This is a genomic window from Actinosynnema sp. NPDC050436 (genome assembly GCF_040655415.1).
Classification (GTDB): Bacteria; Actinomycetota; Actinomycetes; order Mycobacteriales; family Pseudonocardiaceae; genus Actinosynnema.
Window position 1 is genome coordinate 26,186 of the sequence record NZ_JBFAJV010000026.1, and the last position, 25,996, is coordinate 52,181.

At 73.6% G+C, this 25,996-nt stretch carries 27 protein-coding genes; 14 read left to right on the plus strand and 13 right to left on the minus strand.

Annotated elements, in window-relative coordinates; translation table 11 throughout:
• Positions 1-67 precede the first annotated feature (67 nt).
• From AB0I60_RS35990 to AB0I60_RS36015, 6 genes are all read left to right on the plus strand, one after another.
• The gene (locus AB0I60_RS35990; protein WP_360738345.1) at positions 68-1,573 is read left to right on the plus strand and encodes an aldehyde dehydrogenase family protein; all 1,506 of its coding nucleotides are present in this window, start codon (positions 68-70) and stop codon (positions 1,571-1,573) included.
• 56 nt (positions 1,574-1,629) lie between these two features.
• The gene (gene dhaK / locus AB0I60_RS35995) at positions 1,630-2,631 is read left to right on the plus strand and encodes a dihydroxyacetone kinase subunit DhaK (RefSeq protein ID WP_360738416.1); all 1,002 of its coding nucleotides are present in this window, start codon (positions 1,630-1,632) and stop codon (positions 2,629-2,631) included.
• Positions 2,631-3,260, plus strand: a complete 630-nt coding sequence (gene dhaL, locus AB0I60_RS36000; RefSeq protein WP_360738347.1) for a dihydroxyacetone kinase subunit DhaL — start codon at positions 2,631-2,633, stop codon at positions 3,258-3,260. Before dhaK ends, dhaL begins: the two co-directional genes overlap by 1 nt.
• On the plus strand, positions 3,257-3,925 hold the full coding sequence (gene dhaM / locus AB0I60_RS36005) for a dihydroxyacetone kinase phosphoryl donor subunit DhaM (RefSeq protein ID WP_360738349.1): 669 nt from the start codon (positions 3,257-3,259) through the stop codon (positions 3,923-3,925). The genes dhaL and dhaM overlap by 4 nt, the downstream gene beginning before the upstream one ends.
• A gap of 134 nt (positions 3,926-4,059) precedes the next feature.
• On the plus strand, positions 4,060-5,835 hold the full coding sequence (locus AB0I60_RS36010) for a 3-hydroxybutyryl-CoA dehydrogenase (protein ID WP_360738351.1): 1,776 nt from the start codon (positions 4,060-4,062) through the stop codon (positions 5,833-5,835).
• 108 nt (positions 5,836-5,943) lie between these two features.
• Positions 5,944-6,519, plus strand: coding sequence for a DUF3558 family protein (locus AB0I60_RS36015; RefSeq protein WP_360738353.1), 576 nt, complete (start codon positions 5,944-5,946; stop codon positions 6,517-6,519).
• 22 nt (positions 6,520-6,541) lie between these two features.
• On the opposite strand, the gene AB0I60_RS36020 is transcribed toward AB0I60_RS36015, so the two are convergent.
• Both AB0I60_RS36020 and AB0I60_RS36025 read right to left on the minus strand, forming a co-directional pair.
• Positions 6,542-6,748, minus strand: coding sequence for a zinc ribbon domain-containing protein (locus tag AB0I60_RS36020; protein ID WP_360738356.1), 207 nt, complete (start codon positions 6,746-6,748; stop codon positions 6,542-6,544).
• Between the two features lie 4 nt (positions 6,749-6,752).
• A complete protein-coding gene (locus AB0I60_RS36025) occupies positions 6,753-7,106 on the minus strand; it encodes a hypothetical protein (RefSeq protein ID WP_360738359.1) in 354 nt (117 codons plus the stop codon).
• 52 nt (positions 7,107-7,158) lie between these two features.
• On the opposite strand from AB0I60_RS36025, the gene AB0I60_RS36030 reads away from it, so the two are divergent.
• Positions 7,159-7,452: a hypothetical protein gene (locus tag AB0I60_RS36030; RefSeq protein WP_360738361.1), complete on the plus strand. Its 294-nt coding sequence runs from the start codon at positions 7,159-7,161 to the stop codon at positions 7,450-7,452.
• Positions 7,453-7,534: 82 nt separating this feature from the next.
• Entirely contained in the window at positions 7,535-8,296 is a 762-nt protein-coding gene (locus AB0I60_RS36035) for an alpha/beta hydrolase (protein ID WP_360738363.1), read from the plus strand.
• A gap of 8 nt (positions 8,297-8,304) precedes the next feature.
• Here AB0I60_RS36035 and AB0I60_RS36040 read toward each other — a convergent pair whose 3' ends face one another.
• The 5 genes from AB0I60_RS36040 to mce all read right to left on the minus strand — a co-directional run bounded on the left by AB0I60_RS36040 (position 8,305) and on the right by mce (position 12,963).
• Positions 8,305-8,826: a GNAT family N-acetyltransferase gene (locus AB0I60_RS36040; protein ID WP_360738365.1), complete on the minus strand. Its 522-nt coding sequence runs from the start codon at positions 8,824-8,826 to the stop codon at positions 8,305-8,307.
• A 67-nt stretch (positions 8,827-8,893) separates the two neighbouring features.
• Positions 8,894-9,211 (minus strand): hypothetical protein, encoded by a 318-nt coding sequence (locus AB0I60_RS36045; RefSeq protein ID WP_360738368.1) that lies wholly within the window; start codon positions 9,209-9,211, stop codon positions 8,894-8,896.
• A gap of 273 nt (positions 9,212-9,484) precedes the next feature.
• The gene (locus AB0I60_RS36050; protein ID WP_360738371.1) at positions 9,485-10,849 is read right to left on the minus strand and encodes a chromosome segregation protein; all 1,365 of its coding nucleotides are present in this window, start codon (positions 10,847-10,849) and stop codon (positions 9,485-9,487) included.
• 69 nt (positions 10,850-10,918) lie between these two features.
• The gene (gene ccrA / locus AB0I60_RS36055; protein ID WP_360738373.1) at positions 10,919-12,265 is read right to left on the minus strand and encodes a crotonyl-CoA carboxylase/reductase; all 1,347 of its coding nucleotides are present in this window, start codon (positions 12,263-12,265) and stop codon (positions 10,919-10,921) included.
• A 251-nt stretch (positions 12,266-12,516) separates the two neighbouring features.
• Entirely contained in the window at positions 12,517-12,963 is a 447-nt protein-coding gene (gene mce, locus AB0I60_RS36060; RefSeq protein WP_360738376.1) for a methylmalonyl-CoA epimerase, read from the minus strand.
• Positions 12,964-13,088: 125 nt separating this feature from the next.
• Between mce and AB0I60_RS36065 the strand changes: the two genes are divergently transcribed.
• The 5 genes from AB0I60_RS36065 (at position 13,089) to AB0I60_RS36085 (ending at position 18,357) form a co-directional block, all read left to right on the plus strand.
• Positions 13,089-14,276 (plus strand): acetyl-CoA C-acetyltransferase, encoded by a 1,188-nt coding sequence (locus AB0I60_RS36065; protein WP_360738378.1) that lies wholly within the window; start codon positions 13,089-13,091, stop codon positions 14,274-14,276.
• Positions 14,277-14,280: 4 nt separating this feature from the next.
• Positions 14,281-15,246: a methylmalonyl Co-A mutase-associated GTPase MeaB gene (meaB, locus tag AB0I60_RS36070; protein WP_360738380.1), complete on the plus strand. Its 966-nt coding sequence runs from the start codon at positions 14,281-14,283 to the stop codon at positions 15,244-15,246.
• A 393-nt stretch (positions 15,247-15,639) separates the two neighbouring features.
• Positions 15,640-16,038 (plus strand): pyridoxamine 5'-phosphate oxidase family protein, encoded by a 399-nt coding sequence (locus tag AB0I60_RS36075; protein ID WP_360738383.1) that lies wholly within the window; start codon positions 15,640-15,642, stop codon positions 16,036-16,038.
• A gap of 83 nt (positions 16,039-16,121) precedes the next feature.
• Complete coding sequence (locus tag AB0I60_RS36080) at positions 16,122-17,693, plus strand: GAF domain-containing protein (protein WP_360738385.1); 1,572 nt, start codon at positions 16,122-16,124, stop codon at positions 17,691-17,693.
• A 10-nt stretch (positions 17,694-17,703) separates the two neighbouring features.
• Complete coding sequence (locus AB0I60_RS36085) at positions 17,704-18,357, plus strand: response regulator transcription factor (RefSeq protein ID WP_360738387.1); 654 nt, start codon at positions 17,704-17,706, stop codon at positions 18,355-18,357.
• 39 nt (positions 18,358-18,396) lie between these two features.
• Here AB0I60_RS36085 and AB0I60_RS36090 read toward each other — a convergent pair whose 3' ends face one another.
• A complete protein-coding gene (locus AB0I60_RS36090; RefSeq protein WP_360738389.1) occupies positions 18,397-19,869 on the minus strand; it encodes an alpha/beta fold hydrolase in 1,473 nt (490 codons plus the stop codon).
• A 168-nt stretch (positions 19,870-20,037) separates the two neighbouring features.
• Here AB0I60_RS36090 and AB0I60_RS36095 point away from each other — a divergent pair, with 168 nt between their 5' ends.
• On the plus strand, positions 20,038-21,042 hold the full coding sequence (locus AB0I60_RS36095; protein WP_360738391.1) for a hypothetical protein: 1,005 nt from the start codon (positions 20,038-20,040) through the stop codon (positions 21,040-21,042).
• A gap of 27 nt (positions 21,043-21,069) precedes the next feature.
• On the opposite strand, the gene AB0I60_RS36100 is transcribed toward AB0I60_RS36095, so the two are convergent.
• From AB0I60_RS36100 to AB0I60_RS36120, 5 genes are read right to left on the minus strand one after another with little or no spacing between them, the layout of a single operon-like run.
• On the minus strand, positions 21,070-22,038 hold the full coding sequence (locus tag AB0I60_RS36100; protein WP_360738394.1) for an ABC transporter substrate-binding protein: 969 nt from the start codon (positions 22,036-22,038) through the stop codon (positions 21,070-21,072).
• A gap of 19 nt (positions 22,039-22,057) precedes the next feature.
• Entirely contained in the window at positions 22,058-23,053 is a 996-nt protein-coding gene (locus AB0I60_RS36105; protein WP_360738397.1) for an ABC transporter permease, read from the minus strand.
• Positions 23,050-23,811 (minus strand): ATP-binding cassette domain-containing protein, encoded by a 762-nt coding sequence (locus AB0I60_RS36110; protein ID WP_360738400.1) that lies wholly within the window; start codon positions 23,809-23,811, stop codon positions 23,050-23,052. The genes AB0I60_RS36105 and AB0I60_RS36110 overlap by 4 nt, the downstream gene beginning before the upstream one ends.
• A gap of 1 nt (position 23,812) precedes the next feature.
• The gene (locus tag AB0I60_RS36115) at positions 23,813-24,817 is read right to left on the minus strand and encodes a class I mannose-6-phosphate isomerase (RefSeq protein WP_360738403.1); all 1,005 of its coding nucleotides are present in this window, start codon (positions 24,815-24,817) and stop codon (positions 23,813-23,815) included.
• A complete protein-coding gene (locus tag AB0I60_RS36120; protein ID WP_360738419.1) occupies positions 24,814-25,797 on the minus strand; it encodes a LacI family DNA-binding transcriptional regulator in 984 nt (327 codons plus the stop codon). The genes AB0I60_RS36115 and AB0I60_RS36120 overlap by 4 nt, the downstream gene beginning before the upstream one ends.
• Between the last annotated feature and the right edge of the window lie 199 nt (positions 25,798-25,996).

Here is a 25,996-nt window from a genome sequence, read left to right on the forward strand (position 1 = left end):
GGGCTGACATCTCGTTCAGCCGGCCGTTACTGTCCGGTAACACCTTCGTGCACCTCTGGAGGGCCCCATGACGCAGACCGCCTCCGCCAAGCCCGCGCGGGCCGGCGACGAGCAGAAGCGCTTCGCCTCGCTCGACCCGCGCACCGGCGAGGTCGTCGCCCACCACCCGGTGCACGGCGAGGCCGACGTGCGCGCGGCGGTCGAGTCCGCGCGGGCCGCTGCGGCGTTCTGGGCCGGCCTCGGGTTCGACGGCCGCCGGGCCCGGCTGGACGCCTGGCGCAAGCTGCTGGTCAGACGGCTCGACGAGTTCCAGGCGCTGATCAGCGCCGAGACCGGCAAGTCCGCCGACGACGCGCGCACCGAACTGGCCCTGGTGATCGACCACCTGCACTGGGCCGCCCGGCAGGCGCCCAAGACGCTGGGCAAGCGGAAGGTCAAGCCCGGCCTGCTGATGTACAACCACGCGGCGACGCTGGAGTACCGGCCGCTGGGCGTGGTGGGCGTCATCGGGCCGTGGAACTACCCGGCGTTCACGCCGATGGGGTCGATCGCGTACGCGCTGGCCGCCGGCAACGCCGTGGTGTTCAAGCCCAGCGAGTTCACCCCCGGCGTCGGGGTCTTCCTCGGTGACGCGTTCGCCGAGGTCGTGCCCGAGCACCCGGTGCTCCAGGTGGTGACGGGGTTCGGCGAGACCGGCGCGGCGCTGTGCGCGGCCGGGGTGGACAAGCTCGCCTTCACCGGGTCGACGCCGACCGGCCGGAAGGTGATGGCGGCCTGCGCCGCGACGCTGACCCCGGTGCTGGTCGAGTGCGGCGGCAAGGACCCGCTGATCGTCGCCGAGGACGCGGACGTGCGCGCCGCCGCCGAGGGGGCCGTGTGGGGCGGCATCTTCAACGCGGGCCAGACGTGCGCGGGCGTGGAGCGGGTGTACGTCGCCGACGCGGTGTACGACGAGTTCGTCGACCTCGTGGTGGCCAAGGCGGGCAAGCTGCGGCCCGGCGGCGAGCCGGACGCGGACTTCGGCCCGATCACCATGCCCAAGCAGGTGGAGGTCATCCAGTCGCACGTGGCCGACGCGCTGGAGCGCGGCGGGCGGGCGGTGGTCGGCGGGCTGGAGTCGATCCGGCCGCCCTACGTCGAGCCGGTGGTCCTGGTGGACGTGCCGGACGACTCGACGGCGGTCACCGACGAGACGTTCGGCCCGACCCTGGTGGTGACCCGGGTGGCCGACGCGGACGAGGCCGTGCGGCGGGCCAACTCGCTGCCCTACGGGCTGGGCGCGACGGTGTTCTCCCGCAACCGGGGCGAGGAGCTGGCCGACCGGCTGCGCTGCGGCATGGTGTCGGTCAACTCGGTGCTCGCCTACGCCTCGGTGCCCGGCCTGCCGTTCGGCGGCGTGGGCGACTCGGGCTTCGGGCGCATCCACGGCGAGGACGGGCTGCGCGAGTTCGCCTACGCGCACGCGGTCACCCGCAAGCGCTTCGCGGCGGCGCTGGACCCGATGACCTACGAGCGCGGTTCGCGCACCATCAGGCACGTCGTGCGCCTGGTGAAGGTGCTCTACGGGCGCTGAGCGTGTCCTCCCCGGTTGGGGTAGGAAGGTGGTGACCATCGGCGATGGAGGTCACCGTGAAGAAGATCATCAACGATCCGGCGACCGTGGTGGCGGACGCGTTGCGGGGCATGGCGGCGGCGCACCCCGACCTGCTGGACGTCCAGTACGACCCCGCCGTCGTCGTGCGCGCGGACGCGCCCGTGCGCGGCAAGGTCGCGGTCGTCTCCGGCGGAGGGTCCGGGCACGAGCCGCTGCACGGCGGGTTCGTCGGCCCCGGGATGCTCGACGCGGCCTGTCCGGGCCCGGTGTTCACCTCCCCGACCCCCGACCAGGTCCAGGCGGCCGTGGCGCGCACCGACGGCGGCGCGGGGGCGCTGCTGATCGTCAAGAACTACACCGGTGACGTGCTGAACTTCGAGACCGCCGCCGAGCTGGCCACCGCCGAGGGCACCGACGTGCGGACGGTGGTGATCGACGACGACGTGGCCGTGGAGGACTCGCTGCACACGGCGGGCAGGCGCGGCGTCGCCGGGACCGTGCTGCTGGAGAAGCTGGTCGGCGCGGCGGCGGAGCGCGGGGTGGACCTCGACGGCTGCGAGGCGTTGGCGCGCGAAGTCGTCGGCCGGGTCCGCTCGATGGGCCTGGCGCTCACGCCGTGCACCGTGCCGCACGCCGGCGAGCCGAGCTTCGTGCTGGCCGACGACGAGATGGAGCTGGGCGTCGGCATCCACGGCGAGCCGGGCCGGCGGCGGGTGCCGGTCGGCCCGGCCGGCGAGCTGGTGCGCGCGCTGCTCGACCCGGTCCTCCAGGACCTGCCGTTCGCCGAGGGCGACCGGGTGCTGCTGTTCACCAACGGCATGGGAGGCACGCCGCAGATCGAGCTGTACCTGGCGCACGGCATCGCCGAGCGGCTGCTCGCCGAACGCGGGATCACCGTGGAGCGCCGGCTGGTCGGCTCGTACACCACCAGTCTGGAGATGCAGGGGATGAGCCTGACGGTGCTGAAGCTGGACGACGAGCTGGTCGAGCTGTGGGACGCCCCCGTGCGCACCGCCGCGCTGCGGTGGGGTGCCTGATGGGCTGCGCGGCGGCGGACGTCGCGGACGCGCTGCGGGCGGCGGCCGGGGTGGTCGCGCAGCACCGCGACGAGCTGGTGCGGCTGGACCGGGAGATCGGCGACGGCGACCACGGTGAGAACCTGACCAGGGGGTTCGGCGCGCTGGTGTCCGCGCTGGACGAGCAGGTGCCCGCGACGCCCGGCGCGGTGCTCAAGCTCGTGGCCACCACCCTGATCTCCAAGGTCGGCGGCGCGGCCGGACCGCTGTACGGGACGGCGTTCCTGCGGGCCGCGACCTCGGTGGGCGACGCGGCGGAGCTGGACGGCCAGTTGGTGGCCACGGCGTTGCAGGCGGCGCTGGAGGGCGTGGTGGCGCGCGGCAAGGCGGCGGTGGGCGACAAGACCATGGTGGACGCGCTGACGCCCGCCGTGGCCGCCGCGCAGTCCGTGGCGTCGGCGGGCGGTGACGCGGCCGGGGTGCTGACCGCCGCCGCCGAGGCCGCCGGGCAGGGCGCGGAGTCGACCGTGCCGCTCGTGGCGCGCAAGGGCCGTGCGTCCTACCTGGGCGAGCGCAGCGCCGGCCACCTCGACCCGGGCGCCCGCTCCACGGCGTTGCTGCTGCGCGCGCTCGTCGGGGGTGCGCGGTGATCGGGCTGGTGGTGGTGTCGCACAGCCGGGCGCTCGCCGGCGGCGTGGCGGAACTGGCCGGGCAGATGGCCCCGGACGTGCGGATCGCGCCGGCGGGCGGTGACGGGTCCGGCGGGCTGGGCACGGACTACGCGGCCGTCGCGGAGGCGATCACGGCGGCCGGCGCGAGCGGCGGCGTGGTCGTGCTCTACGACCTGGGCAGCGCGAAGATGGTGGCGGACATGGCCGCCGAGGAGGCGGCCGGCGACGTGCTCGTGGTGGACGCGCCCCTGGTCGAGGGTGCCGTCGCGGCGGCGGTCGCCGCGCAGGGCGGCGCGGACCTGGGCGGGGTCGCCGACGCCGCGCGCGGTGCGGCCGGCGGCTCCGCAGCACCGCCCGACGCTCCTGAGTCCTCTGTGGACGGTGAGCGGGCGGAGGTCGTGCTGACCAACGAGGTCGGTCTGCACGCACGGCCGGCGGCGCTGGTCGCGCGGTCGCTGGCCGGGCTGGACGCGCACGTCGTGGTGCGGTTCGGCGAGGAGCGCGCGGACGCCGCGAGCGTGCTGGCGCTGATGGGGCTGGGTGCCCCGGGCGGCGCGACGGTCGAGGTGTCGGCCACCGGTCCGGACGCCGCCGAGGCCGTCCGGCGGGTGCGGGACCTGGCGGCGCGCGACTTCGACGAGTGACCGGCGCGCGCGCCGCGAGGCGGTGTCTTGCTCGATCCCGATGGTGAAGCTCACGCGGGCGGCACGCGGCGCGCGTGGGATAGTCGGGCGCAAGTTACCGCCCGGTAGCCCTCCGCGACGTGGGAGGTAGTCCAGTGACGCGCCAGTTCAGCACGGTCGGGGTCCTCGGGCTCGGCACCATGGGCGCGGGCATCGCCGAGGTGCTCGCCCGGGCCGGCCGCACCGTCATCGCGGTGGACGTGGACGACGAGGGACTGGCCCGGGGGCGCGGCCACCTCGACCACTCCACGGACCGCGCGGTCGCCGGCGGCAAGCTCGCCGAGGCCGACCGCGCCGCGCTGCTCGGCCGAATCCGCTGCACCACCTCCCTGGACGCGCTCGCCGACGTCGACCTGGTGATCGAGGCCGTGCCCGAGCGCATCGGGCTCAAGGCCCGGCTGTTCGCCGAGCTGGACCGGATCTGCGGACCGGACACCGTGTTCGCGTCCAACACGTCGTCGCTGTCCATCACCGAGATCGGCGTGCACACCGGGCGGCCCGGCAAGGTCGTCGGGATGCACTTCTTCAACCCCACCCCCGTGCTCAAGCTGGTCGAGGTGGTCCGGACCGTCGTCACCGAACCCGACGTCGTGACCGACGTGGTGGCCTTCGCGCAGTCGCTGGGCAAGACGCCCGTCGTCATCGGCGACCGCGCCGGGTTCATCGCCAACGCCCTGCTGTTCGGCTACCTCAACCACGCCGTGCGCATGTACGAGTCCCGCTACGCCACCAGGGAAGACCTCGACGCGGCGATGCGCCACGGCTGCGGCTACCCGATGGGCCCGCTCGCGCTGCTCGACCTGATCGGCCTGGACACCGCCTACGAGATCCTCGACACGATGTACCACCAGTCCCGCAACCGCCTGCACGCCCCGGCGCCGCTGCTCAAGCAGATGGTCACCGCCGGGCTGCTGGGCCGCAAGAGCGGGCGCGGCTTCTACACCTACGACGGTCCCGACTCGCCGGTCGTCGTGCCCGACGCGCACACGCCCGGGACGGCCGGCCCCGGCGCGGGGACCCGCGAGGTGCGGCGGGTCGGCGTGGTCGGCACCGGCACCATGGCGACCGGCATCGCCGAGGTGTTCGCCAAGCGCGGCTACGACGTCGTGCTGCGGGCGCGCTCGCTGGACAAGGCCGAGGCGGCGCTCGGCGCGGTGCGGACCTCGCTCGACCGCGCCGTGTCCCGGGGCAGGCTCGCCGAAGCCGACCGCGACGCCGCGCTGGCCCGCGTCACGCCCGCCGTCGAGTTCGAGCACCTCGCCGATTGCGACCTGGTGGTGGAGGCGGTGGCCGAGGACCTGGCGGTCAAGAGGTCCGTGTTCCAGGCGCTGGACGAGGTGTGCAAGCCGGGCGCGGTGCTCGCCACCACGACGTCGTCGCTGCCGGTGATCGAGTGCGCGGCGGCCACCTCGCGCCCCGGTGACGTGGTGGGCCTGCACTTCTTCAACCCGGCGCAGGTGATGAAGCTCGTGGAGGTGGTGGGGACCATCGCCACCTCCGCCGACGTCGTCGCCACCGCCCGCGCGGTCTGCCTCGACCTGGGCAAGCAGCCGGTGCACTGCGGCGACCGCGCCGGGTTCATCGTCAACGCGCTGCTGTTCCCGTACCTGAACGACGCGGTCAAGATGCTGGAGGCGCACTACGCGTCCGCCGACGACATCGACAACGCCATGAAGGTCGGCTGCTCGCTGCCCATGGGGCCGTTCGAACTGCTGGACGTGGTGGGGCTGGACGTGTCCCTGGCCATCGAGCGCACGCTGTACCTGGAGTTCCGGGAAGCGGGCTTCGCCCCCGCGCCGCTGCTGGAGCACCTCGTGACGGCCGGCCGGCTGGGACGCAAGACCGGCAAGGGCTTCCGCGACTACACCTGAACCCGCACGCGACCCGGCCCGGACGGCCGCGTTCCCCGGGCCGTCCGGCGCCCGGCTTCGGCGCACCTGGGTTCCGCCGGGCGGTGGGCGTTTGGCATGGTGGACCCCATGCGGCGCGTCGTCCTCTCGCTCCTGGCAGCAGCGCTCGGCCTCACGTCGGGCTGCGCGTACTCGGTGAACGGCACGCCGGTCTCGGCCGGGGTGCTCGACATCGAGCCGCCGTTCACCTCCGGCACGCCGGACCCCACGGCGGAATCCGGGTCACCCGACGACGAGCCGGTCGACGACCTGTGCAAGCTGCTGTCCTGGAAGGACCTGCCCTACGACGTCCGGGACAAGTCCGCCGCGCCGACCGACACCGGGTACGACCAGCAGTTCGACCAGTCGTGCAAGTGGCAGACGGCGGTCGACTCGCTCGACGTCGGCGTGACGCTGCGGTTCCGCGCCGGGCGGTCCATCACGCTGGAGCAGAACAACGGCGAGTTCCAGCTCGCGGACCGCAAGGTCACCTACTTCGACCGCACCACGGACACGTCGGTGCAGCCGTCGTGCGTGCTGGTCATGGACTACGCGGGCGGCGGCGTCGGCATCATCGTGATCGACGGTTCGGCGCGGTTCGGCGCGATCTGCGACCAGGGCAAGAAGGTCGCCGAGGTGCTCCTGTCCAAGGAACCCACCGGCTGAGCCGCACCGCTGCCCGGGGTCGTCAGCCGCAGCAGCCGCCGCCGCAGCACCCGCCGCCACCGGCGGGCTGGGCGTTGCCGGCCAGGCCGGACACGCCGACCATCGACAGCAGCTTCACCGTGTCGTCGTGCCCGTGCGGGCACGGCGCGGGCGCGGAGGACTCGCTCATCGGGCGCTTGACGTCGAACGTCGACCCGCAAGCCTTGCAGCGGAACTCGTAGGTGGGCACGCGCCTATTGTGGCGGCTTGCCCGGCAGCAGCACCAGCGCGGGCACCGCGACCGCCGCCACCGCCGCCACCAGCGTCAGCAGCGGCATCCCGTGCGCCCACCCCAGGCCCGCCGCTGCGGCGTGCGCGCCCGCGTACGTCGCCACCCACGTCCGCGAGAACGGGCGGACCAGCATCGTCACCAGCGCCGTCCCCGCCGTCACCAGCAGGATCGTGGTCGCCGCCAGCAGCATCCCCTGCGCCGGCCCCACCGGGCGCGGCTGCACCTCCGCCAGGCCCGCCCGCAACGCGGGTTGGGCCACCACCCCCATCTCCAGTAACAACAGCACCCCGACCACAGCCCGCTGCCACCTGTTCACTCCGTGGACCGTAGGGGATCGGGCTCGGAGGGCGGAGCTACCCTGCTACCCCGTGCCGCGCCGCAACCGCCCCCAGCGCCCCGACGACCCGTCCCCGGTCGGCGGGCACGGCTGGGCGCGGTCCGAGTCCGGGCCGGACGGCGACTGGCTCGTCCGCGCCGTCTCCGGTGCCGCGACCACCAAGACCTACCGGTGCCCGGGGTGCGACCACGAGATCAGACCGGGCACCCCGCACGTCGTCGCCTGGCCCGCCGCCGACCACGGCTCGGTCGAGGACCGCCGCCACTGGCACCAGGGCTGCTGGAACGCCCGGACCCGCCGAGGCCCCACCCCGCGCCGCCGGTAGCCGGCGTGCCCCTGCCGGCCCCCTCCACGGGAGCGCGGCGGCGGCCTCCGGGGTCCACTCCGGCCCGTGGCAGGATCGCGGCATGGGTGACGGGGTCCGGATCACGGCCAACACGGTGCTGCCCGCGCGGCGCGAGGCCGTCACGCTGGTCACCGACGACGGCCTGCGGCTGGTGGGTGAACTGTCCCTGCCCGCCGACCGGCCGCCGAGGGCCACCCTGGTGCTGCTGCACCCGCTGCCGACGCACGGCGGCATGATGGACTCCCACCTCTACCGCAAGGCGGCGTGGCGGCTGCCGGCGCTGGCGGACCTCGCCGTGCTGCGGTTCAACACCCGGGGCACGGTCAGCGAGGCCGGGCGCAGCGAGGGCGGTTTCGACCACGCCGTGGGCGAGCGGTTCGACGTGGCGGCGGCCCTCGCGTTCGCCGGCGGGCGCGGGCTGCCCGACGTGTGGCTGGTCGGCTGGTCCTTCGGCACGGACCTCGCCCTCATGCACGGGCACGACCCGGGCGTCGTGGGCGCGGTCCTGATCTCGCCGCCGCTGCGGTGGAGCCGACCCGAGCAGGTGGCGCGGTGGGCGGACAAGCGGGTGGTCTGCCTGGTGCCCGAGTTCGACGACCACCTCCCGCCGGCCGAGGCGGGGCGGCGGTTCGGCGCGCACCTGCCGACCGCCGACGTGGTCACCTTCCCCGGTGCCCGCCACCTCATGGTCGGGCACTCCGAGGCGGTGCTCGACGCGATCGTCTCCGAGGTCCGGCCGGACGTGCCGACGCCGCTGCCGCGCACCTGGTCCGGCCCGTGCGAGAAGCGCCGGGTGACCATCGTCGCCGCCGGGCAGCGGTAGCCGCGCGGTCAGGTGGCCAGGGCCGCCTCCCGCCGGCGGTAGACCAGCACCGGGCCGTCGACGGTGATGCTGTCGCCCACGTGCGCGAAGCCCAGCTTCTCCGCGACGCGCTGCGAGGGCGTGTTGTCCAGGTCGGTGATGATCACCACCGGGCGCACGCGGTCGGCCCAGTCGACGGCCGCGCGCGCCATCTCCGGCGCGTAGCCGCGACCCCAGTGCGCGGGGCCGAACCGGTAGAACAGGTTGAGCGTCGGCTCGCCGTCCAGCCGGTGGTGGCGCAGGCCGCCGAAGCCGATCACCTCGTCCGCCCCGGCCGGCAGCACCGCCCAGTACCCGATGCCGTCGCGCTCCCAGTCGGTCTGCCAGTCCGCCAGCAGCCCGGCCACCTCGTCGGGCGTCGGCGGCCCGGCGGGGTTGAAGTGGTGGGTGTGCGGATCGGTGAGGATGGCGGTCGCGGCACCGAGGTCACCCGGCCCGACCCTCCTGAGCAGGAGCCGTTCGGTGCGGATCTCGGCCGGGTTCGGAGTCATGGCACGACGGTAGCGAGCGGGCGCGGCGGTGTCCGGCACCGCGACCCGCCCGACGCGGCCGGTGGGGTCAGCAGGCCCGGACGATGACCGAGTACGCCTTCGGGCTGGCGTCGAGGACGCGCACGTTCCGGGTGCCGGCGGGCACGCGCACCTGGTAGGTGCCCGGGTTGACCGGGTAGGCGAAGTAGCTGCCCGCCGGGGCGGCTGCGGTGCCGGCGATCATCGTGCCGTCGGTGCGGTGGACCGTGGTGGCGACCGCCTTGCCGCAGTTGTTGGAGATGTAGATCTTGCCCTTGGTCGCGGCGGCGGCGGTACCCGTGCCGAGGACCGAGATGACCAGACCTGCGGTGGCCAGACCGGTGAGAACGCGCCGGGTGGTCGTCATGGTGGTGCTCCTCCAGGTGTCGTGGGGGTCGCCGCAAGCCTTCCGCAGGCGCGTCCACCCACTGTCGGTCGAACGACCGACACAGCCGGGGGTCCGTCGGGTGATGTCGATCTCGCCGGTCGACCACCGTCGCGCGTCACCGTCGCGGGGAGGTTCCGGTGCCGACCGAACATCGCCGGTCAACGCCGGGGAAAGCGTTTGCGGCAGGCCCGTCGGCGCGCGGGCAGCGCACACGCTCGCCGGTCCGGCGGTACCGAGCGGTGCTGTCGGCGGTCAGCGCTTGCCGGAGCGGGCCTTCGACGGGTTCGGGCGGCTGATCTTCTGGGTCGGGCCGTCGGGACCGCCCTGCGGCTTGGCCGGCTTCCCCGGCCCGCCGGCCGGCTGACCGGCAGCCGGCTGGGCCGGAGCGGGTTGGGCCGGAGCGGGCTGGGCCGGCTCGGTCGCCTGGCTCGCCGCCGGCGGCGCGGCCGGGGTCGCCCCCGCCGGGACCGCAGCCGGGACCGGGACCTGCGGCGCCGCGTGGACGGCGGTGGCCTGCTCCGCGACCGGGACCGCCGGCGGGGCGGCCTGCTGGGCGGCCGGCGGAGCTGTCTGCGGGGCCGGCTGCTGGGCGGCCGGCGGGGTGGCCTGCTGGGGGCGCTCCTCCTCCAGCGGGTCGAGCAGCGGGGTGACCTCGTGCAGCGCGGTGCGGACGGCGTGCAACTGCTGGGACAGGCGGTTGCGCAACTGCTTGAGCGCGTCGACCTTCTGCGCGGCCTGGGTGACCCGGCGGTTGGACTCCTCGGTCGCCTCGCGGACGCGGCGGTTCGCCTCGTCGGTGGCCTCCTGGACGCGCGCGGTCGCCTCGCTGATCGAGTCGTGGCGGCGGCGGTTGGCCTCCTCGGTGGCCTCGCGGACCAGGCGCTGCGCCTCGGCGTTCGACGCCGCCTGCTCCTGCGCGACCTGGGCGCGCACCCGCGCGGCCTCCTCGGCGGCCTCGCGGACGCGGCGGTCGGCCTCGCCCTTGCTGGACGCCTCCTGCTCCGCGAGCATCTTCATCGACTCGACCCGGCGGGCCGCCATGGCGATCTCGAAGTCCTCCTCGACCGTGGTCCGGCGCTGGAGGGACTCCTCGTCCAGCCGGGCGGCGGTCTCCCGCGACTCGCCGACGATCCGGTCCGCCTCGGCGCGCGCCTTCTCCAGCACGCCCCGGTGCTCGGCCTCCATGTCGGTGCGCCGCTGGTCGAGCTCGGCGATCAGCTTCTCGTACCGGGTGCGCAGCACGGCCGCGTCGGACTCGGCCTTCGCGCGGATGTGGCCGCCCTCGGCCTCGGCGCGGGCCTTGATCTCGTTGGCCTCGTCCTGGGCCAGGCGCAGCATCCGCTGGAGCCGCTCGCTCAGGCCCTCCAACGTGGTGGGCGGCAGCGACAGCCGCTCCACCTGGCCGCGCAGCTCGGCGATCTCCGACCGGGCCGCCTCCAACTGGCGGCTCAGGTCGTTGGTCTGCGACACCGCCGCGTCCCGGTCGGCCGCGAGCAGCCGCAGGTCCGAGTCGAGGCGCTCCAGGTGGTCCTCGACCTGCGCGCGGTCGTAGCCGCGTTTGACGATGTCGAAGCCGGATCCCAGGGGGACGAGGTCACGGTCGTCGGCGAGGCCCATGGGGGTCACGCTACCCGTTCCGGCGGCGCGGGGGGCACCCCGCCACCCGCACCACCAGAGGTTTTCGCTTTACACGTCCCGGAAACGGTTGATTTCGGTCAGGTGAGCCGAGCGCAGCTCGTGATCGAGCACACCCAGGCCCTCCTCCGGGGCCAGGCACAGCACGCCGACCTTGCCCTGGTGCGCGTTGCGGTGCACGTCGTGCGCGGCCTGACCGGTGTCCCCCAACGAGTACACCTTGGACAGTGTCGGGTGAACCTTCCCCTTGGCGACCAACCGGTTGGCCTCCCACGCCTCGCGGTAGTTGGCGAAGTGCGAGCCGATGATCCGCTTGAGGTTCATCCAGAGGTACCGGTTGTCGTACTGGTGCAGGAAGCCGCTGGTGGAGGCGCAGGTGACGATCGTGCCGCCGCGCTTGGCCACGAACACCGACGCGCCGAAGGTCTCCCGGCCGGGGTGCTCGAACACGATGTCCGGGTCGTCACCGCCGGTCAGCTCGCGGATGCGCGCACCGAGCCGCTTCCACTCCTTCGGGTCCTGCTCGTGCTCGTCCTTCCAGAACCGGTAACCCTCCGCAGACCGGTCGATGATCAGCTCCGCGCCCATCCGCCGGCAGATCTCGGCCTTCTCCGGCGACGACACCACGCAGACCGGGGTCGCGCCGCCGTTGAGCGCGAACTGCGTGGCGTACGAGCCGAGGCCGCCGGACGCGCCCCAGATCAGCACCGTGTCGCCCTGCTTCAGGTTCGCGCCGTTGGTCGACACGAGCTGGCGGTAGGCGGTGGAGTTCACCAGACCGGGTGACGCCGCCTCCTCCCACGTGAGGTGCGCGGGCATCGGCATCAGCTGGTTGGCCTTCACCAGCGCCAGCTCGGCGAGCCCGCCGAAGTTGGTCTCGAAGCCCCAGATCCGCTGCTGCGGGTCGAGCATGGTGTCGCTGTGCCCGTCCGGGTGCTCCAACTGGACGTCGAGGCAGTGCGCCACGACCCGGTCACCGGGCTTCCACGCGTTGACGCCCGGCCCGGTGCGCAGCACGACGCCGGCCAGGTCGGAGCCGATCACCTGGTAGGGCAGGTCGTGCTTGGCGGCCTCGGGCGAGCTCTTGCCCAGCCGCTTGAGGAACCCGAACGTGGACATCGGCTCGAAGATCGAGGTCCACACGGTGTTGTAGTTGATCGCGGAGGCCATCACGGCGACCAGCGCCTCGCCGGGGCCGACCTCGGGCGTGGGCACCTCGTCCAGGTGCAGGGACTTGCGCGGGTCCTTGTCCCTGGTCTCCAGGCCCTGGAACATCTCGACCTCGTCGGCGTGCACCGTCACGCCCCGGTAGGTCGCGGGCACGTCCAACGATCCGATGGCGGCCGGCTGGTCGGCGAGGATCGCTTCGAGGATCTCCTGCACGGCGGTCCCTCCCATTCGGGGGTTCGGGATTTTCGGCGTCGGACGCAGGTCCACGCGGGGTTGCCGGAGGTTACCCACGGGTAACCGATTCAGTACCAGGGCTGTGAGCCAGGGCACTGGCGTTTCGCCCGTTCGGTCGTTCCGGCCGTGGGGCCGAGGTGGCGGACCGCCCCGACGCCGACCGCCGACCCCGCCGAATGTCCGGACCAGGTCCCGGCGGCACTCCGCCGAGGTGCGTGGCCGCCGGGATCCGTCGCCGCCGTCCGTCAGTGCTCGGCGGCCGGTTCGACCAGTTCGACCAGCACGCCGCCCGCGTCCTTGGGGTGCACGAAGTTGACCCGGCTGCCGGACGTGCCGCGCCTGGCCCCCTCGTACAGCAGGCGCAGGCCCCTGGCCCGCAGCGCCGCCGCGACGGCGTCCACATCGGACACCCGGTAGGCCAGTTGCTGCAATCCCGGACCGGACCGGCCGATGAACTTGGCGATGGTCGACTCGGGCGTCAGCGGGGCCAGGAGCTGGACGGCCGTGCCCGTGCCGTCGTCACCGGGGGCGCGCAGCATCGCCTCGCGGACGCCCTGCTCCTCGTTGACCTCCTCGTGCGCGACCTCCAGGCCGAAGTTCTCGCGGTGGAACGCGATCGCCGCGTCGAGGTCCGGGACGGCGATGCCGACGTGGTCGATGGCGGTCACCGATCCGGCGAGTTCTGGGTGCATGGCACGCACAGTAGCGACGGGACCGGTGCCCGGGGTGCTGTGCGGCGCCTCACAGGTCTACCCCCGAGTAGCCCTGGGTATCGTGGTTGGTTAACAACCGCTTACACCTGCTCGTGGAGGCCGATGTGTCCGGTTCCGTCATCGTCGCCGGGGCCCGTACCCCGATGGGGCGACTGCTCGGATCGTTGAAGGACTTCTCCGGTGCCCAGCTCGGCGGTGTCGCCATCAAGGCGGCGCTGGAGCGGGCCGGTGTCGCGCCCGAGCAGGTCCAGTACGTGATCATGGGCCAGGTGCTGACCGCCGGCGCGGGCCAGATCCCGGCCCGCCAGGCCGCCGTCGCCGCCGGCATCCCGATGACCGTGCCCGCGCTCACCGTCAACAAGGTGTGCCTGTCCGGCATCGACGCCATCGCGCTGGCCGACCAGCTCATCCGCGCCGGCGAGTTCGACGTGGTGGTGGCGGGCGGCCAGGAGTCGATGACCCAGGCCCCGCACCTGCTGCCCAAGTCGCGCGGCGGCTACAAGTTCGGCGACGTCACCCTCCAGGACCACACGTCCCTGGACGGGCTGTTCTGCGCGTTCGACCAGGTGGCGATGGGTGCGTCGACCGAGAAGCACAACGCCCGCCACGGCGTGACCCGCGAGGAGCAGGACGCGTTCTCCGCCCGCTCCCACCAGCGCGCCGCCAAGGCGATCGAGGACGGCGTGTTCGCCGAGGAGATCGCCCCGGTGTCGATCCCGCAGCGCAAGGGCGACCCGGTGCTGTTCAGCACCGACGAGGGCGTGCGCGGCGACACGACCGTGGAGGCACTGGCCCGGCTGCGCCCGGCGTTCGCCCCGGACGGCACGATCACCGCCGGCTCCGCCTCGCAGATCTCCGACGGCGCGGCGGCCGTGGTCGTGATGAGCAAGGCCAAGGCCGAGGAGCTGGGCCTGACCTGGCTGGCCGAGATCGGCGCGCACGGCGTCGTCGCCGGCCCCGACGCGAGCCTGCACGAGCAGCCCTCGAACGCGATCAGGGCCGCGTGCGCCAAGGAGGGCATCGAGCCCGCCGACCTCGACCTGGTCGAGATCAACGAGGCGTTCGCGGCGGTCGGCGTGGTCGCCGCCCGCGCGCTCGGCGTGCCCGAGGAGAAGGTCAACGTCAACGGCGGCGCGATCGCGCTGGGCCACCCGATCGGCATGTCGGGTGCCCGGCTCGCCCTGCACCTGGCCCTGGAGCTCAAGCGCCGCGGCGGCGGCGTGGGCGCGGCGGCCCTGTGCGGCGGGGGTGGTCAGGGCGATGCCCTGATCGTGCGCGTCCCTAAGGTCTAGCGGTGTGGTCCGCACCGTCGACGTCGTAGAGCTGGTCGGCCGCGCGCGCGAAGGTCAGCCGCGCGCGGTCGCCAGGCTGATCTCCCTGGTGGAGGACGCCAGCCCGCAGTTGCGCGAGGTCGCCCGCGCGCTCGCGCCGTTCACCGGGAACGCGCGGGTGATCGGCCTGACCGGGGCACCTGGCGTCGGCAAGTCCACCTCGACGTCGGCGCTGGTCAGCGCCTACCGCGCGCGCGGCGAGCGGGTCGGGGTGCTGGCGGTCGACCCGTCCTCGCCGTTCTCCGGCGGTGCCCTGCTCGGCGACCGGGTGCGGATGGGCGAGCACGCCACGGACCCCGGCGTGTTCATCCGGTCCATGGCCACGCGCGGCCACCTGGGCGGGCTGTCGTGGGCCACGCCGCAGGCCCTGCGGGTGCTCGACGCGGCCGGTTGCGACGTGGTGCTGGTGGAGACCGTGGGCGTCGGGCAGTCCGAGGTGGAGGTCGTGTCGCTGGCCGACACCACCGTGGTGCTGCTCGCGCCGGGCATGGGCGACGGCATCCAGGCCGCCAAGGCGGGCATCCTGGAGATCGCCGACGTGTTCGTGGTGAACAAGGCCGACCGGGACGGCGCGGACGCCACCGCGCGCGACCTCAAGCACGTCATCTCGCTGGGCCGGCGGGAGCGCGCCGAGGCGCGGTGGCGGCCCCCCGTTGTGAAGACCGTCGCGGCGCGCGGGGAGGGGGTGGCGGACGTGCTGGACGCGATCGACGCGCACCGGGCGTGGCTGCACGAGCGCGGCGAGCTGGCCCGCCGCCGCGCGCGCCGGGCGGCGGGCGAGATCGAGGCCATCGCGCTGGAACGGCTGCGCTCCCGGTTCGGGGACCTGCGCGGCGGCGCGGCCGTGGACAGCCTGGCCGAACGGGTCGTGGCGGGCGAGCTGGACCCCTACGCGGCGGCCGACGAGCTGGTGGAGGGCGTGGGCGCGTGACGCCGCGAGGTGCCGGCACGACGCGGTACCGGTGACCGGCGGATGAATCGGGGATCATTTGCACCCCGTCGGGGTGAAAAGCGATCCCGGTCGGCGCACGGGCCGGGGAATCGCCCGGGGCCCGCTTCCGCCGGCGCGTTTCAGCCGGATCTCCCACGTCTCGTATGGCGTGCGTTCCGCGCCCTCCGGTGCACCCGGTCCGCCTTTTCGCGCTGCCGCGTCCGCGCTGGTCAACGGCGGGCCGCCGACTCCCGCGCAGCGCCGCGCCGGTTACCGGCGCGCACCGAAAATCCCCCGTCGGAGTGGGAAGTCGAAGCCGGGACTTCCGACTCTAGGCAAGCACGGGCGAAACGCAGAATGTTCTAGTCCGGCAACTGGGGATGAAGAGGTGCGATGTACGACTCCGTGGGGCTCCAGGTGCTCTCCCGCGAGGAGTGCCTGAGACTGCTGCGCGCGACGGCCGTCGGGAGACTCGTCTACACCGACCAGGCGCTGCCGGTCGTGCACCCCGTCGTGTACGTGGTCGACGGGGAGTCGGTGGTGCTGCGGGTGCCCGAGGGCAGTTCCACGCTGGTCGCCCGGGACACCATCGTGGCGTTCCAGATCGACGAGGTGGCGGCCGACCTGTCCCGGGGCTGGTCGGTGATGGCGGTCGGGCACGTGACCGAGGTGGATGACGAGACCGCGCTGGTCCGGCTGCGCGCGCTGCCGCTGGCCTCGCGGGGCGTCGGCAGGCAGGACCGCTACCTGGTGGTGGCGCTGGAGCTGCTGTCCGGCCGCCGCATCCCGTGACGCCCGGCGCGGCGGTGCCGGCGCGACGCGCGTCGCGCCCCCTCCCGCCGAGGGGATAACCTCGGCACCTCCCTGCTGGAGGGGTGGGTCGGTTGCCAGGTACCCCGGACGTGAACGCGCGCCTGGACGGGTTGCTGCGCGAGCTGACCGACCGGACCGCCGAGGTGCTCGTCTCGCAGGACCGGATGCACCGCCTGCTCGGCGCGGTCGTGTCGCTGGCCAGCGACTTGTCGCTGCCCGACGTGCTGCGCCGGATCGTGGAGTCCTCGTGCAGCCTGGTCGGCGCGCGGTACGGCGCGCTGGCCGTGGTCGGGCCGAACCGGCAGCTCCTGGAGTTCACCTACGGCGACGACACCCGGCACGCGCAGTTCGAGGGCCTGGCGTTCGACCCGGCCGCACCGGGGTTCCTGGGCGTCCCGGTGCACGTGCGCGGCGAGGTCTTCGGCAACCTGTACCTGACCGACAAGGAGGGCGGCGCGGACTTCACCCGCGCCGACCAGGAGGTCGTGGTCGCGGTCGCGGCGGCGGCGGGCATCGCCATCGAGAACGCCCGGCTCTACGAGCAGTCCCGGCAGCGCGAGGTGTGGCTGCGCGCGTCCAACGAGGTGACGAACGCGCTGCTCACCGGCACGCCCGACCGGGACGCGCTGCGGCTGGTCGCGGTCCGCGCGCGGCTCGCGGCGGACGGCGTCAACGCGGTCCTCGCGCTGCCCGACGCGCAGGGCGAGCTGGCCGTCCGGGTGATGGACGGCGAGCTGCGCGGGTTCACCGTGTCCCGCGAGGGCAGCGCGAGCCGCGAGGTCTACGCGACCGGGCGGACGAAGGTGCTCGACGGGCTGCCCGGCCACTTCGACCGGATCGGCCCGGTGGTGGTCGTGCCGCTGGCGGCCGGCGAGCGCGTCCTCGGCGTGCTGATGGTGGCGCGCTCGCGGGACCACCGCGCGTTCGACGAATCCGACGTCGCGCTGGTCGAGTCGTTCGCCCGGCAGGCGGCGCTGATCCTGGAGTTCACCCGCGCCACCGGGGCGGGGCGGCGGCTGGCCGTGCTGGAGGACCGCGACCGGATCGCCCGCGACCTGCACGACCTGGTGGTGCAGCGGCTGTTCGGGCTGGGTCTGGGGCTCCAGGGGCTCGACGGGCTGGTCGAGCAGCCGCTCGTGGCCCAGCGGCTGGCCGCCTTCGTCAGCGAGGTCGACCAGACGATCCGGGAGATCCGGCGCACGATCTTCTCCCTCCAGGAGCCGATGGCGGGTTCGGCGTCGCTGCGCGCCCAGTTGCTGCGGGTGGTGCAGGACTCCAGCCGGCTGCTCGGCTTCGAACCCGTGCTGGCGGCGGACGGCCCGATCGACTCGCTGGTGCCCGACCACGTGCGGCCCGACCTGCTGGCGACGCTGCGCGAGGCGCTGGCCAACGCCGCCCGGCACGCGTCGGCGCGGAAGGTCGAGGTGCGCGTCCAGGTCGACCGCGAGGCCACCGAGCTGCGGCTGGTGGTCGTGGACGACGGGGACGGGCTGCCCGAGGGGGAGGCCCGGCACACCGGCGGCCTGGCCAACATGGCGGCGCGGGCGGCCCGGTGGGACGGCGGCTGCGAGGTGCGCTCGCAACCGGGCCGGGGTGTGACGGTCACGTGGTCCGTGCCGTTGGTATCGGGGTAGGGGAGGTCTCATGTCCATCTCGGTGCTGCTCGTCGACGATCACGAGATCGTGCGGCGCGGCTTGCAGCAACTGCTCACCGTGGAGCCCGACATCGAGGTCGTGGGGGAGGCGGAGAGCGCCGCGGCGGCGGTCGAGGCCGCCGCCCTGCACCGGCCCGACGTGGCGGTGATCGACGTCCGGCTGCCCGACGGCGACGGCGTCACCGTGTGCCGGGAGATCCGCTCGACCGTCCAGCCGCCGCCGGCGTGCCTGATGCTGACCTCGTACTCCGACGACGAGGCGTTGTTCGGGGCGATCATGGCCGGCGCGGCCGGGTACATGCTCAAGCAGGTGTCCGGCAACGACCTCGTGTCGGCCATCCGGACGCTGGCCTCGGGCGGGTCGCTGCTGCACTCCGGGGTCACCGCCACGGTGCTCCAGCGGCTGCGCGGCGGTCCGGTGGAGGACCCGCGCTACGCCTCGCTGAGCCCGCAGGAGCGGCGCATCCTGGACCTGATCGCCGAGGGGCTGACCAACCGGCAGATCGCCGCGCGGCTGTACCTGGCGGAGAAGACGGTCAAGAACTACGTGTCCTCGCTGCTGCACAAGCTGGGGTTCGACCGGCGCACCGAGGCCGGCGTCTACGCGGCCCGGCGGCGGCAGTCCGGGGTCACGGGGACCTGAGGGCGCGGCCCGGGACCACCGTCCCGGGCCGCGCCGGGCTCACAGCCAGCCGGTCAGCGAGCGGCCGGACGGGGTGGGCTGCGTCGGGTCGGGCAGCGGCATCCCCCGGCAGGTCACGTCCCGCGCCGGGACCACGCCGTCCACGATGAAGGACTCGACCAGGTCGTCGACGCAGGGGTTGCCGAACCCGTAGACGCCGTGGTCGCCCTCGTCGGTGACGGTGAGCAGGCGCGAGTTGGCGAACTTCTCGTGCGCCCGCTTCGCCCCCTCGACCGGGGTGGCCGGGTCGCGGACCGACTGCACCATCAGGACCGGCGGCACGCCCTTGCCGGTCGGGGTCTTCAGGCGCAGGTCCGGGCGGTCCCAGAACGCGCACGGCGCGAGCATCTGGTACCAGCCGACCAGCGGGTACTGCCGGCCCAGGCGCTCGGCGTCGCGGGCCAGGAACTCCCGACCGCCGCGGAACCGGGTGTCGTTGCAGGTGACCCCGTACAGGGTCGCGGTGGCCGCGTCCGGGTAGCGGATGTCCGAGGTGAGCGCCGCCACGCCGTCCGCCATCCGGCTCAGCTCGGCGAAGGTCTCCGCCGCGCCCGGGAACCGGGTCTTGCTGTACTGGGCGCTGACCAGGAACAGGTCCAGCAGCACGCCGTTGACGACGGTGCCGTCGGGCAGCTGGATCGGCTTCGCGGCCAGCTTCGCGCGGGTGTCCTCGTACTCCAGGCGCACCTGCTCCGCCGTCGTGCCCAGGTGGTAGAGGCTGTCGTACTTCGCCACCCAGGGCAGGAAGTCGACCCGGAACCGGCGCTCGAAGCCCCGGCCGAACTCGTCGAAGACGTCCTGGAACGTGGTGGTGAACTCGGCGTTCGAGTCGAGCACGAACTTGTCCACCCGCTTCGGGAAGTAGGTCGCGTAGTACGCGCCCATCCACGTGCCGCCGGAGTAGCCGATCCAGTTGATCTTGTCCCGGCCGAGCAGGTGGCGCAGCAGGTCGAGGTCCCGGACCGTCTGCTCGGTGTTGACGACCTTGCCCAGCTCGCCGGAGCGCTGCTGGCACAGGTCGGCCTGCAACTCCGCCGAGTCGTAGATGAGCCCGACGTTGGCCCGGCTGCGGTCGCGCGGGTCGGCCAGGAGCTGGAAGTCGAAGTTCGCGCACGTCACGTTGGTGCTCGCCCCGGTGCCCCGGGGGTCGATGCCGATGATCTCGAAGTTGTCGACGAGCTTCGCGCGGCTCTGGTAGAGCAGCGGCAGCGTCCGGCCCGGCGCACCGGGCCCGCCCGGGTTGGTCAGCACGCTGCCCCGGCTGGTGCCGGACTTCGGCTTGAGGCGGCTGACCGCGATGGTGATCGTTTTGCCGTCGCCCGGGGTGCGCCAGTCCTGCGGCGCGGTGTAGGTGCCGCACTCCAGGGCCGGTGCGGGGATGTCGGTGCACGCGCCCCACGTGATGGTCTGGGCGTGCAGGGGTGTGATCCGGTCCTGCTCCTGGGCCTGTGCCACGGCCGGGAGTGTCGCCACCAGCGTGATGGTGGACACGGCTAATGCTGCGGTTCGCAAGGTTTCCCCCTCCTGTAGTGCCCCCATCCTCATCGGTGCGGCGGGGTGGGCGGCAACCTCACAAAGGCGGCGTTCGGGTCTACGAAAGAACTAGGCCAGTCGCCGCTGCGGGAAAGTAAGGTCGTTCTGGTGGGGATATTCCGGAGGAAGCGGCCTGCCGCAGTCGCCCGCGAGGTGGTGCGGGACCACACCTACGACGACGCGATCCTGGACATCGCGGCCGAGGAGATGGACGCCGGGCACCTCCGGGCGGCCACCACCGTGCTGGCCGAGTGCCGGGACGAGCCCGAGCTGCGGGCGCTGCGGGTCGAGGTGCTGGGCGAGCACGCCATCGGGCACGCGGACGAGCTGCTCGAACTCGCCAAGGCCAACACCGACCCGGACCTGTGGCTGCTCGCGGGCACCGCGTTCATCCGGGAGGCCTGGGCGATCCGGGGGTCCGGGCGCGCGGACAGCGTCGGCAAGGACCGGTTCAAGGTCTTCTTCGGCACGCTGCGCAAGGCCGTCGGGCCGCTGCACGAGGCCGCCAAGCTGCTGCCGCGCGACGCCGTGCCGTGGTCCCAGCTCCAGACCGCCGGGCTCGGCCTCCAGGTGGACCGCGACCAGAAGGACGAGGTGTGGCGGGAGGTCGTCGCCCGGTGCCCCTCGCTCTACCCCGCGCACTGGACCCGGTTGCAGATCCTGGCCGCCAAGTGGGGCGGCTCGGCCGAGGAGATGATGGCGTTCGCGCACGGCAGCGTCGACGCCTCGCCGCCGGGCGACCCGGTGGTGGCGATGCTGCCCCTGGCGCACTTCGAGGTCTTCCTGGAGCAGTTCGAGGAGGCGGTGCAGGCGCGCAGCGCGCTGAAGGTCGCCACGCTGAAGCTGCGGTACTTCAGCCGGGTGCGCGACGAGATCGCGCAGGCGGCGGACCGGTGGGAGGCCGCGCCGGCCCGCGCGCACCCGAGGTCGTTGCAGGCGCACAACCTGTTCGCGGCGGCGTTCGCGCTGGCCGACGACGCGCCCCGCGCCCGCCGCCACCTGATCGGGATGCGCGACCACGTGCACGACGTGCCGTGGGCCTACGTCGCGTACCTGGCCGACGACCTGGAGAAGGAGTACTCGGAGCTGGCCAACAAGTACCTGGACGCCTGAGCCGGGACCCGGCCCAGGCGACCGGCGTCAGCACTGCTGCTTGTAGAAGTACTTCTCGTTGGCGTCCATGTCGGCCTTGGTGAGCGCGAGCAGCGTGGTCTCGATGTCGCGCTTGACCGCGCCGCCCTCGATGGCCGCGATCGCCTGCTCGACCCCGATCCGGCCGATGGCGGCGGGGTCCTGGGCGATCAGCGCCTGCACCGCGCCGCCGCGCAGGTCCTGCACCTGCTTGGGGCTGGCGTCGAAGCCGATCAGGTTCACGACGCCGGTCTTGCCCGCGTTGCGCAGGCCGGTGGCCGCGCCCTCGCCGGTGTTGAGGTTGGTGGCGAACACCCCGATCAGGTCGGGGTTCGCGGCCAGCGTGGCGGTCACCTTCGACGCGGCCTGGTCGGGCTCGTTGTCCGTGTACTGCTGGCCGACGTACTTCAGGTTCGGGTACTTCGTGATCTCCTCCTCGAAACCCCGGGCGCGGGCGTCGGTGGTGGACGTGCCGGCCTTGGTGTTGAGCACCAGGACCGAACCCGGCTTGTCGCCGGTGAGCCGGGCGAGGGTCTGCGCGGCCAGTTGGCCGCCCTGCTCGTTGTCGGAGGAGATCGTGGAGGACGCGATCGAGGTGTCCTCCAGCTTGGTGTCGACCTCGACCACCTTGATCCCGGCGTCCTTGAGCTGCTTGAGGGGGCCGGCCATGGCCTTGTCGTCGGTCGGCGCGATGAGCACCGCGCCGGGCTTGTTGGCCAGCACGCCGGTCACGATCGGCGTCTGGAGGGTGGAGTCGAACTTCGCGGGGGCCTGGACGTCGACCTCGTAGCCCCGCGCCTTCGCCGCCTCGCGGAAGCCGCACTCCATGGAGATGTAGAACGGTTCGGCGGCGACGCCGGGTATCAGCACCACCTTCTTGCCGTCGCCGGAACCCCCGGTGTCGCCGATCTGGCCCCCGCCGCCGCACGCGGTCAGCAGCAGGGCCGCGCCGAGCAGGGCAACTGTCCTCGTTGACATGGTCTCCCGCACCTTTCGCCTAGCGTTGGTTGCGCGCCCTCCGTCGCGACTGGTCGAACCACACGGCGGCCACCAGCACGACGGCCACCGCGATCGGCTGCCAGTACACGTTCACGCCGACGATCACGAACCCCTTGCGCAGCACGGCGGGGATGAACACGCCGAGCACCGTGCCGACGACCGACCCCGCGCCGCCGAACAGGCTGGTGCCGCCGAGCACCACGCCCGCGATCGCGTTGAGGTTGTCCGTGTCGTGCCCGGTGACGGACGCGACCCGGAAGTACGCCAGCGCCATGAAGCCCGCCAGCCCGGCCAGCGCGCCGGCCAGCAGGTAGACCGCGACGAGGTGGCGGCGGACGCCGATGCCGACCCGGCGGGCGGCCTCCTCGTTGGAGCCGATGGCGTAGGTGTGGCGGCCGAACCTGGTGGTGGACAGGACGAGCGCGCCGATCGCGGTCACCACGGCGGCGAGCAGCACCAGGTTGGGCACGCCGAACCAGGTCCCGGTGCCGAGGCCGTTGCCCAGCACGTCCGGCACGCCGCTGACGTTCGAGCCGTTGGACAGCAGCTGCCCCGCGCCCAGGGCCGCGCCGAACGACCCGAGCGTCACGATCAGCGGCGGGATGCCGGTCCGGGCGACCAGCAGGCCGTTGAGCAGGCCCCAGGCCGCGCCGCTGACCAGCGCCGTGACCAGGCCGACCAGGACGGTGCCCCAGCCGGCGGCGGTGGCGTTGCCGCCGTTGAGCGCGTTCATGGTCATCGCCGAGGTGACGCCGGAGAACACCAGCACCGAGCCCACCGAGAGGTCGATGCCGGAGGTGATGATCACGAACGTCATGCCGACCGAGAGCACCAGCAGCACCGACGTCTCGACCAGCGTCGTCTGCAGGGTGAAGGTGGTCAGCACCGCGTCCGGGCGGATCGCGCCGAACACCGCGATGAGCACCAGGAGCACCAGCGCGATCCACAGCGTGTTCGCGCCGAGCAGCCGCTGCCGCAAGGTCCGCCCGCTCATGCGTCCTCCTGGGAGAGGGCACCGGTCATCGCGCCGACCAGCTCCTCCACGGTCGTGTCGGCGGCGGTGAACCGGGCGACCCGGCGGCCCAGGCGCAACACCTCGACGCGGTCCGACACGGCCAGCACCTCGGGCATGTTGTGGCTGATCAGCACGACCGCCAGGCCCCGGTCGCGGACCCGCTTGACGACGTCGAGCACGCGCTGCCGCTGCACCACGCCGAGCGCGGCGGTCGGCTCGTCCATGAACACCAGCCTGCCCGCCCAGACCACGCTGCGGGCGACCGCGACGCTCTGCCGCTGCCCGCCCGACAGCGCCCCGATCGGCACGTCCACGTCCTGCAGCGACACCCCGAGCTCCTCGAACGACCCGGTCGCCCGGCGCCGCATCTCCTTCTTGTCCAGCACGCCCAACCGGCCGAGCAGGCCGGGCTTGAGCAGCTCGCGGCCCAGGAACAGGTTCGCCGCCGGGTCGAGGTCCGGCGCGACGGCCAGGTCCTGGTAGACGGTCTCGATGCCCAGCTCGCGCGCGGCGGCGGGGCCGGGCAGCGCGACCGGGCGGCCGTCGAAGACGATGGTGCCGCCGTCGGGCTGCTCCGCGCCGGACAGGCACTTCACCAGGGTCGACTTGCCCGCCCCGTTGTCCCCGATCAGGGACACCACCTCGCCCGCGTGCGCGGTGAACGACGCCCCGCGCAGCGCTTCCACGCCGCCGTAGCGCTTCACCAGGTCGCGGGCGTCCAACAGGGGTTCCACCACGTCACCTCCCCGGGCTCGACGGCAGCGGCGGGCGGCAGCGGACGGCGACCAGGTCGCCGGTCACCTCCACCTCGCCCGCCCCGTGCGGTACGACGACCGTGCTCCCCCTGCGCACCGGCACCCCTCCCAGCACGCCCTCGCCGTCCAGCACCACCAGCACCGCGAAGGACGGGTCCAGCCGCGCGCGGCCCGACACGTGCAGGCGGTCCGCGCGGAAGAACGGGTCGGCCTTGGCGCGCAACAGGTTCACCGAGGGGGCGACCCGGGACGCGGTGTGCGTGAGCAGGTCCTCCAGGTGCTGCGCCCGCCGGTCCACGCAGCCCAGCGCGGTGTCCCCGCCCAGGCCGAGGTGCCACGCGTCGGGGGCGTCGAGGAAACCGCGCCACTCCAACGTGACGGAGAAGTCCGTGGGCTGCTGCAACTCCGCGATGAACACCCCCTCGCCGATGGCGTGCGGCACGCCGGCGGGGACGAACAGCGCGTCGCCCGCCTTGACCGACACCGGGTTCAGCGCGTCGAGCAGGGCCGCCGAGTCCTGCGCCGCCACCCACCCGGAGACGGCCTCCGGCGTGACGTCCGCGCGGAACCCGAGGTACGCCACCGGGTCCGGGCCGGTGGTGCCGATGACGATCCACGCCTCGGTCTTGCCGTGCCGGCACCCCAGGTGCTCCGCCGCGAAGGCGTCGGACGGGTGGCAGTGCACCGGCAGCCGCTGGCCCGCGTCGAGCAGCTTGACCAGCAGCGCGGTGTCCGCGCCGAACGCCGCCACGTGCTCGGCGCCCAGCCACCCCACCGGGTCCGAGACCACCGCGTCGCGCAGCCACCGCCCGTCCGGCAGCCGGGTCAGGCCCGCCTCGTCCCGCCCGAACAGCGTGGTGGTCGAGGCCACCCAGTCCTCCGGGCCGAGGCCCGCCGCCGCGTCGCCGCGCAGCGCGGCGATCGCCGCCCCACCCCGGTAGAACTGCTCCGGCTGGTTGGCCGGCAGCGCGATCGGCCGGCCGCTCACGCGCGCACCTCCCCGGAGCCCCGGGCCACCAGCCGGACCGGCAGCACCACGCGGCGCGGCGGTGCCGTGTCGCCGTCCAGGCGGGCGTAGAGCAGGTCGGCCGCCGCCTTGCCCAGCGCGCTCGCGTCGTGCGCGATCACGCTCACCGGCGGCGAGAGCAGGTCCGCCAGCTCGAAGTCGTCGAAGCCGAGCAGCGCCGGCCTGGACGCCGACCCGGCCAGCGCGCGCAGCGCGTGCACGGTGATCCGGTTGTTGCCGGTGACCACGGCCGTCGCCGGGTCCGCCCCGTCCCGCAGGCGGTGCAGCGCCCGGCGCACCGACTCCTCGTCGTGCGGCCCCATCACCACCAGCGACTCGCGGAACCCGACGCCCGCCCGCGCGCACCCCTCGCGGAAGCCGCGCAGGCGCTCGTTGGCGGTGAAGATGTCCGGCGCGTCGCCGAGGAACGCGATCCTGCGGTGCCCGAAGGACGCCAGGTGCAGCACCGCCTCCGCCGTCCCGCCGACGTTGTCCACCAGCACGGTGTCCGCGACGACGTCACCCGCCGGGCGGTCCAGGAACACCACGGGAGTGCCCGCGCGCATCTCCGGCACCAGGTACCCGTGCTGGACGCCGGCGGGCACGATGAGCAGGCCGTCGACCCGCCGCGAGCAGAACTCCAGCGCCAGCTCCCGCTCCCGCGCCGGGTCCTCGTCCGACGAGCCGGTGATGACCTGCCGCCCGCGCAGCCGGGAGATCTCCTCCACGGCCCGGGTCACGCCCGAGTAGAACGGGTTGCCCACGTCCTCCAGCACCAGGCCGACCGTGCCGGTGGACGAGCCCCGGCGCAGGTTGCGCGCGCTGAGGTTGCGCCGGAAGCCGAGCTGGTCGATCGCCGCGAGCACCCGCTCCGCCGTCGCCGGGTGCACACCCGCCTCGTCGTTCACCACGCGCGAGACCGTCTTGATGCTCACGCCCGCCAACCGCGCCACGTCGTTCATGGTCGCGCGCCGGACCTTTCGGGCGGTGCCGTTCGCGGACAACGTTGTCATAGTCCGCGAATCACACACCCGAGCCTGCCCGATGTCAATGATCCGCGCTGTCTCGAACCGGACAACACTCGGCCACGGCCTTGACGCACCCCCGACACCCTCCGCGAGTATGCGATCACCCCGAGTTCGTGGACAGCGTTGTCAACCG